We start from the raw sequence: 9,766 nt of genomic DNA on the forward strand, positions 1-9,766 counted from the left end.
TTGGCGCCGGATCTCTTTTTCTTCGCCGCCAATCCAGATCAACCTGCAAAAAAAGATGGAGTACGCCATGAGCAACAAAGGGCAATTGTTACAAGACCCGTTTTTGAACGCACTGCGCAAAGAGCACGTTCCCGTTTCGATTTACCTCGTCAACGGCATCAAGCTTCAAGGGAACATTGAATCGTTCGACCAGTACGTCGTGTTGCTCCGTAATACGGTGACCCAGATGGTTTACAAGCACGCCATCTCGACGGTCGTGCCGGCGCGCCCGGTGAATTTCCACCCGGACGCGGAAGCCTCGTCCTAACCTATCGCAGCGGCCGGCATCCGGTCGCCGCGAGCGACCGATGCCAGCCGCCTTATCTTGACACCCGATAATTTGATCAACGCAGCGCTCGTCGGCATCGATTTCGGCAAGACCGATTTCGAAGCCAGTCTCGAAGAACTCAGTCTTCTCGCCTCCAGCGCGGGGGCCCGTCCCGCCGTCACCCTCACGGGTCGTCGCTCAAGTCCCGATGCCAAGATGTTCATCGGCAGCGGCAAAGCCGAAGAACTGCGGCTTGCCTGCGACGCGCACAACGTCGAAATCGTCATCTTCAACCACGCGCTGGCGCCCGCCCAGCAACGCAATCTGGAGCAGGCGCTTAACAGGCGCGTGGTCGATCGCACGAGCCTCATCCTCGACATCTTCGCGCAGCGTGCCCGCAGCCATGAAGGCAAGCTGCAGGTCGAGCTCGCGCAGCTTCAATACCTGTCGACCCGGCTCATTCGCGCATGGACCCACCTCGAGCGGCAAAAGGGCGGTATCGGCCTGCGCGGCCCCGGCGAAACCCAGCTCGAAACCGACCGCCGGCTGATCGGCGAACGCATCAAGATGCTGAAGTCGCGGCTCGACCGGCTGCGCCGCCAGCACAGCACGCAGCGTCGGCAGCGCGCGCGCAGCGGCACGATGTCGGTGTCGCTCGTCGGCTATACGAACGCGGGCAAGTCGACGCTGTTCAATGCGCTGACGAAAGCGCAGGCGTACGCGGCCGACCAGCTGTTCGCGACGCTCGATACGACGTCGCGGCGCGTGTACCTCGGCGACGAGGTCGGGCAGATCGTCGTGTCCGATACGGTCGGGTTCATCCGCGAGCTGCCTCACCAGCTCGTCGCGGCGTTTCGCGCGACCCTCGAGGAAACGATCCATGCGGATCTGCTGCTGCATGTGGTCGATGCGTCGAGCGCGGTCAGGCTCGAGCAGATCGAGCAGGTCAACGGCGTGCTGCACGAGATCGGCGCGGACACGATCCGGCAGGTGCTGGTGTTCAACAAGATCGACGCCGTGCCCGAGCTGGCGGCCCGCGGCGACGCGGTCGAGCGGGACGAGTATGGTAATATTTCGCGCGTCTTTTTGAGCGCGCGCACCGGTCAGGGTCTCGATACGTTGCGTGCCGCCATCGCCGAAATCGCCTCCGCGGAACACCTTTCCAGCGCGACGTTGTCCGACGCGCTCGATGGCACGTCCGCTGAATCGCACGAAGACCACACGATTTCCGAACACGGGCGCTAACCGGTCCCGGCCGGTTCGCCGGCGTCCAATCTGGTGAACAAACTCTGGTGAACGAATACAACGAGCGGAGTACCTGGCGGCGGATGCGCGCCTTGCTGTCGATCAACGATCCCCGCTGGGGACGCGGCGAAGGCAATGGCAAGGACGGATCCCGCCCCCGCGCGAACGAATCGAAGCGTCCGCCAGGCGGCGACGGCGACGGTCCGCCCGATCTCGACGAGATGTGGCGCAATTTCAACCGACGCCTGAGCGGCCTGTTCGGCGGCAAGGGCGGCAACGGCTTCCGGCCCGACAACGGCCGGGCCGCACGGGTCGGCGTCGGCATCATGATCGGCGTGCTGGTCGCGATTTATGCGGGCAGCGGGCTGTTCGTCGTACAGGAAGGCCAGACGGGCGTCGTGCTGCAACTCGGCAAGGTGTCGGGCACGGTCGGCCAGGGCGTGCACTGGCGCGCGCCGTATCCGTTCGCGTCGCACGAGATCGTCGACACGTCGCAGGTCCGCTCGATCGAGATCGGCCGCAATAACGTCGTGCGCCTCGCGAACGTCAAGGAAGCCGCGATGCTGACGCGCGATGCCGACATCGTCGACGTGCGCTTCATCGTCCAATACCGGATCCGTTCCGCCACCGATTACCTGTTCCGCAGCGTCGATCCCGAGCGCAGCGTGTCGCAGGCCGCGCAGGCCGCGGTGCGCGCGATCGTCGGCACGCGCAGCGCGGCCGACATGCTGAACCAGGACCGCGATGCGCTGCGCGAGCAGCTTTCGAGCGCGATCCAGCGCGATCTCGACCGCTATCAGTCGGGGCTCGAGGTGACGGCCGTCACGATGCAGAGCGTCGCGGCGCCCGAGCAGACCCAGGCCGCCTACGCCGAAGTCGCGAAGGCGCGCGACGAGCGCGAGGCCGCGAAGCGCGCCGCGCAGGCGTATGCGAGCGACCTGCTGCCGAAGGCGCAGGGCGATGCGGCGAAGCTCGTCGACGAAGCGAAGGCATATGCCGATCGCGTGGTCACGGAAGCCGAGGGCGACGCGGACCGCTTCAAGCAGGTCTATGCGCAGTACTCGAAGGCGCCCGCGGTCATTCGCGAGCGCATGTACCTCGAGACGATGCAGGAAATCTATTCGAACGCGACGAAGGTGTTCGTCGGCAACAAGGGCGGCAACAGCGTCGTGTACCTGCCGCTCGACAAGCTCGTCGAGCAGGGCCGGCAAAACGCCGCGACGTCGGCCGGCGCGTCCGCTGTCGAGGCGGCGTCGGCACCGGCGGCCACGGCGGCGGCTGCGGCTGCAGCCGCGCCGGCGAGCGCCGCATCGGCCGCCACCGCGTCAGGTGTCGACGTGTTGCGATCGCGCGACGCGTTTCGCAGCCGGTCGCGTGAAGACGATACGAAGTAACGGGGAGCGCAGAACATGAACCGAATCATTGCGCTCGTCGTCGCAATCGTGATCGTTGCCTTCGCGGCATCGTCGACGGTCCTCACCGTCGATCCGCGCCATACGGCCGTGCTGTCGGGCCGCGACGGCACGCAGCCGGAACTCGCGGGCCCCGGCGTCCATTTCAAGCTGCCGCCGCCGCTGCAGACGGCGACGCTGATCGACACGCGCCTGCAATCGCTCGAATCGTCCGATCCGCTGCAACTGGCAACCGAAGACAAGCACGACCTGCTCGTCGCGTATGCGGTGAAGTACCGGATCAGCGACCCGATGAAATATTTCACCGCGACGGGCGGCGACCCGGCGGCGGCGAGCGAACGGCTGTCCGGCACGCTCAAGAGCGCGCTCGGCGATGCATTCGGCAAGCGCGCGCTCGACGACGCCCTCGGCGGCCAGCGCGCGATCGCCGATGCGGCCCGCGATGCGGCGAAGGCGAACGCGGCCGGTTTCGGCGTCGACGTGGTCGACGTCCAGCTCACGCGTGTCGACCTGCCGGCCGCCCAGACGGACGCCGTTTATCAACGGATGATCGGCGCGTTGCGCGATCAGGCGGCCCAGGTGCGTGCGCAAGGCGCGGCCGACGTCGAGCAGATCAAGGCCGACGCCGAACGCGAGCAGCAGGCCGTGCTCGCGAACGCGTACAAGTCCGCGCAGACGATCAAGGGCGAGGGCGACGCGAAGGCGGCGACGATCGCCGCCGATGCGTTCGGCCGCGATCCGCAGTTCTATCAGTTCTACGCGAGCCTGCAGGCCTACCGGAATACGTTCAAGCGCAACGACATCATCGTCGTCGATCCCGACAGCGAGTTCTTCCGCTTCATGCGCAGCCCGACGGGCGGCGCCGCACCGGCGGCGCCTGCTCCCCGCAAACATTGACCTTGGGGCGCCGCGTCGAGCGGCGCCGTCGCTCGCATGGACCTGGCTGGCTCGTTGTTGCTCGCAGTAGCGCTGATGCTGATCATCGAGGGGGCGTTCCCCTTCGTGTTTCCCGTCGCCTGGCGCGACACGTTTCGTAGAATAGCCGAGCGGCCGCCGCATCATATCCGGATCGGCGGGCTGATCGTGATGGTGCTCGGGCTCGCGCTGCTGCTGCTCGCGACCTGACCGGCGCCCCGATCCGGACGGCGCATCCGCCGTTCGTTCCGCCCGATTTCGAAGTTTCGATTCAACTCGCGGCGCGCGTGTCGCGCCGTTTCCCGTCGTAGGACCGTACCGATGTCGACCTGGTTACTTCCCGAGAATATCGCCGACGTACTGCCGTCGGAAGCGCGCAAGATCGAGGAGCTGCGCCGCAGGCTGCTCGACCGCTTCCGTTCGTACGGCTACGAAATGGTGATGCCGCCGTTGCTCGAGTATCTCGAGTCGCTGCTGACGAGCGGCGGCGCCGATCTGCGTCTGCGCACCTTCAAGCTGGTCGACCAGCTGTCGGGCCGCACGCTCGGCCTGCGCGCGGACATCACGCCGCAGGTCGCGCGGATCGACGCGCACCTGTTGAACCGTCAGGGCGTGACGCGCCTCTGCTACGCGGGCCACGTGATGCATACGCGTCCGCGCGGCCTGCACGCGACGCGCGAGCAGATCCAGATCGGCGCCGAAATCTACGGCCACGCCGGGCTCGAAGCCGATCTCGAGATCCAGCAACTGATGCTCGACGCGCTGCATCTCGCGGGCCTGTCGCGCATCCGTCTCGACCTCGGCCACGCGGGCGTGCTCGCGGCGCTGCTGGCGCGCGACGCGCAGGCCGCCGAGCGTGGCGAGTCGCTGTACGACGCGCTGTCGGGCAAGGACGTGCCGCTGCTGAACGAACTCACTGACGATCTCGGCGCCGATACGCGCGCCGCGTTGCGCGCGCTGCCGAACCTGTACGGCGACGCGAGCGTGCTCGCCGAGGCGCGCACGCGCCTGCCGGTGCTGCCCGAAATCACGCAGGCGCTCGACGATCTCGCGCAGCTTGCGTCGCAGGCGAAGGGCGTCGAAGTCGCGATCGATCTCGCCGACCTGCGCGGCTACGCGTATCACAGCGGCGCGATGTTCAGCGCCTACATCGACGGCGTGCCGAACGCGATCGCGCGCGGCGGCCGTTACGACCACGTCGGGCAGGCCTATGGCCGGGCGCGGCCGGCGACCGGCTTCTCGCTCGACCTGCGCGAGCTCGCACGAATTTCGCCGGTCGAGGCGCGCGGCACCGCGATCCTCGCGCCGTGGGCGCAGGACGATGCGCTGGGCGCGGCCGTCGCGGCGCTGCGCGATGCGGGCGAGGTCGTGATCCAGGCGCTGCCGGGCCACGATCACGTGCTCGACGAATTCGCGTGCGATCGTTCGCTCGTCGAGCGCAACGGCGCCTGGGTGGTCGAACCCCGATAAAGAGGTGCTCGCGGGCCGTGCTTCGGCGTGCATATCGTTGAAGCGAAACGGAAAAATTCGGAATCGCCCGCGAACATAGGTAGAATACGTTTTTAACCAGCTAACGAATCAACATGTCTGCCAGCGCAGTGAACGTGACTCCCGGGCGCAATGTCGTCGTCGTGGGAACGCAATGGGGTGATGAAGGCAAGGGCAAGATCGTCGACTGGCTGACGGACCACGCTCAGGGCGTCGTGCGTTTCCAGGGCGGTCACAACGCCGGCCACACCCTCATCATCGGCGGCAAGAAAACGATCTTGCGCCTCATTCCGTCGGGCATCATGCGTGAAGGCGTCGCCTGCTACATCGGCAACGGCGTCGTCCTGTCCCCCGAAGCACTGTTCAAGGAAATCGGCGAGCTCGAAGAAGCCGGCGTGAACGTGCGCGACCGCCTGTTCATCTCCGAAGCCACGACGCTGATCCTGCCGTACCACATCGCGATCGACCAGGCGCGCGAAGCGCGCAAGGGCGCAGGCAAGATCGGTACGACCGGCCGCGGCATCGGCCCCGCGTACGAAGACAAGGTCGGCCGCCGTGCGCTGCGCGTGCAGGACCTGTTCGACGCGAAGACCTTCGCCGATCGCCTGCGCGAAAATCTCGATTTCCACAATTTCGTGCTGACCCAGTATCTGGGCGGCGCGGCCGTCGATTTCCAGGCCACGCTCGACACGATGCTCGGCTATGCCGACCGCCTGAAGCCGATGGTGGCCGACGTGTCGCGCCGCCTGTACGACGCGAACAATGCGGGCCAGAACCTGCTGTTCGAAGGCGCGCAAGGCACGCTGCTCGACATCGACCACGGCACCTATCCGTTCGTCACGTCGAGCAACTGTGTCGCGGGTGCGGCGTCGGCCGGCGCGGGCGTCGGTCCGCAGAAGCTCAACTACATCCTCGGCATCACGAAGGCGTATTGCACGCGCGTCGGTTCGGGCCCGTTCCCGAGCGAACTGTACGATGCGGACAACCCGCAGCGTCAGGACCAGATCGGCGTCACGCTCGCGAACGTCGGCAAGGAATTCGGTTCGGTCACCGGCCGTCCGCGCCGCACCGGCTGGCTCGATGCGGCCGCGCTGCGCCGCTCGATCCAGATCAACGGCGTGTCGGGCCTGTGCATGACGAAGCTCGACGTGCTCGACGGCCTCGACGAAGTCAAGCTGTGCGTCGGCTACCAGGTCGACGGCAAGGACGTCGACATCCTGCCGCGCGGCGCGGTCGATGTCGCGCGTTGCGAACCGGTGTACGAGACGTTCGCCGGCTGGAAGGAAAGCACCGTCGGGATCAATACGTGGGACGCGCTGCCGGCGAACGCGCGGGCATACCTCGCCCGCGTCCAGGAAGTGGCTGGCGTGCCGGTCGACATGGTGTCGACGGGCCCGGACCGCGACGAAACGATCCTGCTCCGCCATCCGTTCAAGGTGTAATTCCCAGATGACGCAGCAAATCACGATGACGGCGGCAGACTTGATGACCGATCCGCGCAACGACGACAAGAACCTGTGGGTAGGCTGGGACGAGTATCACCGGCTGATCGAGCTGCTCGCGCTCCAGGTGCATGCCTCGGGCTGGAAGTTCGACCAGATCCTGTGCCTCGCGCGCGGCGGCCTGCGCGTCGGCGACCAACTGTCGCGCATCTACGACGTGCCGCTCGCGATTCTCGCGACGAGTTCGTACCGGGAAGCGGCCGGCACCGAGCAGGGCGAGCTCGACATCGCGCAGTACATCACGATGACGCGCGGCAACCTGGCGGGCAACGTGCTGCTGGTCGACGATCTCGTCGATTCGGGCGTCACGCTCGCGCGCGTGCAGGAGCACCTGAAGGAGCGCTATCCGTCCGTGACGGCCGTGCGTTCGGCCGTGCTCTGGTACAAGGGCTGCTCGAAGGTCAAGCCCGACTATCACACGCAGTTCCTGCCGACGAATCCGTGGATTCATCAGCCGTTCGAGGAGTGGGATACGGTCCGGCCGCACAACCTCGAGGCGTGGATCAAGCGCGGTCGCGCGCAGCGCGACGGTTCGGGCGCGTAAGCGGCCGGCCGGATCGAAGGAAAGCCTTGTACGGCGCCGCTTGCGGCGCCGTTTTTCATTGGCGCGCCGGGGCGCCGCGCGGGCCGCGCTGTGCACCCGATAGGCAGGCGGCGCGGTGCCGGCTATGATGGCAGCCCTGCCACAGGTCGCGCCGGATTGCATGCGCAGCGTGGATCACGTGGCTCCACGGCAACACGGCAGGGCGGTGTTTCACGGGGGCGCGAGTAGAATAGCGCTCGTTTTGTCCGACCCGGACCCGATTATTACGTTTCATATGAACGACACGACTCACGCGACCGACGCCGCACACGCGCCGCATTCGACGCAACAACACTCGATGCGGGCGCTAGCGATAGCAGCCATCGGCGTCGTGTTCGGCGACATCGGCACCAGCCCGCTGTATTCGCTCAAGGAGGCGTTCAGCCCCGCGCACGGCATTCCGCTGACCGAAGGGTCGATTCTCGGCGTGATCTCGCTGCTGTTCTGGGCCATCGTGCTGGTGGTCGGCGTCAAGTACCTGCTGTTCGTGATGCGGGCGGACAACAACGGCGAAGGCGGCGTGCTCGCGCTGATGGCGCTGTCGCTGCGGCCGCTCGACTCGAAAACGCGGGTCGCGGGCGCGCTGATGGCGCTCGGGATATTCGGCGCGTGCATGTTCTACGGGGACGCGGTGATCACGCCGGCGATCTCGGTGATGTCGGCCGTCGAAGGCCTCGAGATCGCGACGCCGCACCTGTCCCATCTCGTGCTGCCGATCACGATCGTGATCCTGATCGCGCTGTTCTGGATCCAGCGGCACGGCACCGCGCTGGTCGGCAAGCTGTTCGGCCCGATCATGGTGCTGTGGTTCGTCGTGATCGCGGCGCTCGGCGTATACCACATCGTTCGCGTGCCCGGCATCATCGCGGCAATCAATCCGTATTACGCGGCGTCGTTCATGGCCGACCACCTGCTGCAGGCGTACGTCGTGCTCGGCTCGGTCGTGCTGGTGCTGACCGGTGCGGAAGCGCTCTACGCGGACATGGGCCATTTCGGTGCAAAGCCGATCCGGTTGGCCGCGTACGGGCTCGTGATGCCGTCGCTCGTGCTGAACTACTTCGGTCAGGGCGCGCTGCTGATCCAGAATCCGAAAGCGATCGAAAACCCGTTCTTCCTGCTCGCGCCCGAATGGGGGCTGCTGCCGCTCGTCGTGCTGTCGACGGTCGCGACCGTGATCGCGTCGCAGGCCGTGATCTCCGGTGCGTATTCGCTGACGTCGCAGGCGATCCAGCTCGGCTACGTGCCGCGCATGAAGGTGCTGCATACGTCCGAGCTCGCGATCGGCCAGATCTACGTGCCGGTCGTGAACTGGCTGCTGCTGTTCGTGATCCTCTGTATCGTCGTCGGTTTCAAGAGTTCGGACAACCTCGCGGCCGCGTACGGTATCGCGGTGACGGCGACGATGGTGATCACGACCGTGCTCGCGTGCGTCGTGATGGTGAAGGTGTGGAACTGGAACCGGCTGCTGGTCGGCGCGATCATCGCGGTGTTCCTCGCGATCGACCTCGGCTTTTTCGGCGCGAACCTGCTGAAGGTCGCGCAGGGCGGCTGGTTGCCGCTCGGCATCGGTGCGCTGCTGTTCTTCCTGCTGATGACCTGGTACAAGGGGCGTCACATCGTCAAGGAGCGCACGGCGGCCGACGGTATTCCGCTCGAGCCGTTCCTGCAGGGGCTGCTCGCGCATCCGCCGCATCGCGTGTCGGGCACCGCGATCTACCTGACCGGCAACGACAAGCTCGTGCCTGTGAGCCTGCTGCACAACCTGAAGCACAACAAGGTGCTGCACGAACGGACCATTTTCCTGACGTTCGTCACGCGCGACATCCCGTACGTGCGCGACGACAGGCGCCTGAGCTCGCGTGATGCGGGCGGCGGACTGTACATCGTCAAGGCCGAGTACGGCTTCAACGAGACGCCGGACGTGAAGGCCGTGCTCGAGGAATTCGGCCGCACGCACGACATGACGTTCGAGCTGATGGACACGTCGTTCTTCCTCGCGCGCGAAACGGTCGTGCCGACGCATCTGCCCGGCATGTCGATCTGGCGCGAGCGCGTGTTCGCGTGGATGCATCAGAACGCGGCGAAGCCGACCGATTTCTTCTCGATTCCGGCGAATCGCGTCGTCGAGCTCGGGACGAAGATCGAGATCTGACGGGCGCGAGCGGGCTGCGTATGCGGCCCATGCCGAATCGGGGCTGCGCGCTTCGCCGACGCAATAAAAAACCCGCCTTTCGGCGTAATGCCGTTCAGTTAAGCGACTGAACGGCATTTTTGTTTGCGCCAACTTGTTGTAAACGGGGCGTGGCGATGTTAA

Annotated in this window: 9 protein-coding genes; all 9 read left to right on the forward strand. The window is 66.0% G+C overall.

From position 1 onward, the window contains the following. Positions 1-67 precede the first annotated feature (67 nt). The 9 genes from hfq (at position 68) to WS96_RS11905 (ending at position 9,604) form a co-directional block, all read left to right on the forward strand. Positions 68-307, forward strand: a complete 240-nt coding sequence (gene hfq, locus WS96_RS11865) for an RNA chaperone Hfq (protein WP_006399927.1) — start codon at positions 68-70, stop codon at positions 305-307. 72 nt (positions 308-379) lie between these two features. Next, a complete protein-coding gene (gene hflX / locus WS96_RS11870) occupies positions 380-1,552 on the forward strand; it encodes a GTPase HflX (protein WP_179949028.1) in 1,173 nt (390 codons plus the stop codon). 47 nt (positions 1,553-1,599) lie between these two features. Further along, positions 1,600-2,946, forward strand: coding sequence for an FtsH protease activity modulator HflK (gene hflK / locus WS96_RS11875; protein ID WP_059832672.1), 1,347 nt, complete (start codon positions 1,600-1,602; stop codon positions 2,944-2,946). A gap of 15 nt (positions 2,947-2,961) precedes the next feature. Continuing rightward, the gene (hflC, locus tag WS96_RS11880; RefSeq protein WP_059832674.1) at positions 2,962-3,861 is read left to right on the forward strand and encodes a protease modulator HflC; all 900 of its coding nucleotides are present in this window, start codon (positions 2,962-2,964) and stop codon (positions 3,859-3,861) included. Between the two features lie 36 nt (positions 3,862-3,897). After that, on the forward strand, positions 3,898-4,089 hold the full coding sequence (locus WS96_RS11885; RefSeq protein ID WP_034207433.1) for a DUF2065 domain-containing protein: 192 nt from the start codon (positions 3,898-3,900) through the stop codon (positions 4,087-4,089). 111 nt (positions 4,090-4,200) lie between these two features. Further along, positions 4,201-5,349, forward strand: a complete 1,149-nt coding sequence (locus WS96_RS11890) for an ATP phosphoribosyltransferase regulatory subunit (protein WP_034207432.1) — start codon at positions 4,201-4,203, stop codon at positions 5,347-5,349. A 113-nt stretch (positions 5,350-5,462) separates the two neighbouring features. Then, the gene (locus WS96_RS11895; RefSeq protein WP_034207431.1) at positions 5,463-6,809 is read left to right on the forward strand and encodes an adenylosuccinate synthase; all 1,347 of its coding nucleotides are present in this window, start codon (positions 5,463-5,465) and stop codon (positions 6,807-6,809) included. Positions 6,810-6,816: 7 nt separating this feature from the next. Further along, on the forward strand, positions 6,817-7,413 hold the full coding sequence (locus WS96_RS11900; protein ID WP_006485899.1) for a phosphoribosyltransferase: 597 nt from the start codon (positions 6,817-6,819) through the stop codon (positions 7,411-7,413). A gap of 274 nt (positions 7,414-7,687) precedes the next feature. Then, positions 7,688-9,604, forward strand: coding sequence for a potassium transporter Kup (locus WS96_RS11905; RefSeq protein WP_034207430.1), 1,917 nt, complete (start codon positions 7,688-7,690; stop codon positions 9,602-9,604). Positions 9,605-9,766: the final 162 nt, after the last annotated feature.

It is taken from the genome of Burkholderia sp. MSMB1835 (genome assembly GCF_001526365.1).
GTDB lineage: Bacteria > Pseudomonadota > Gammaproteobacteria > Burkholderiales > Burkholderiaceae > Burkholderia.

What these genes read in the sequence shown, in the direction of transcription:
- WS96_RS11900 (WP_006485899.1), top strand. Translation starts at nt 6,817, where the DNA reads ATGACGCAGCAAATCACGATGACGGCGGCAGACTTGATGACCGATCCG.
- hfq (WP_006399927.1), top strand. Translation starts at nt 68, where the DNA reads ATGAGCAACAAAGGGCAATTGTTACAAGACCCGTTTTTGAACGCACTG.
- hflC (WP_059832674.1), top strand. Translation starts at nt 2,962, where the DNA reads ATGAACCGAATCATTGCGCTCGTCGTCGCAATCGTGATCGTTGCCTTC.
- WS96_RS11905 (WP_034207430.1), top strand. Translation starts at nt 7,688, where the DNA reads ATGAACGACACGACTCACGCGACCGACGCCGCACACGCGCCGCATTCG.
- WS96_RS11885 (WP_034207433.1), top strand. Translation starts at nt 3,898, where the DNA reads ATGGACCTGGCTGGCTCGTTGTTGCTCGCAGTAGCGCTGATGCTGATC.
- WS96_RS11890 (WP_034207432.1), top strand. Translation starts at nt 4,201, where the DNA reads ATGTCGACCTGGTTACTTCCCGAGAATATCGCCGACGTACTGCCGTCG.
- WS96_RS11895 (WP_034207431.1), top strand. Translation starts at nt 5,463, where the DNA reads ATGTCTGCCAGCGCAGTGAACGTGACTCCCGGGCGCAATGTCGTCGTC.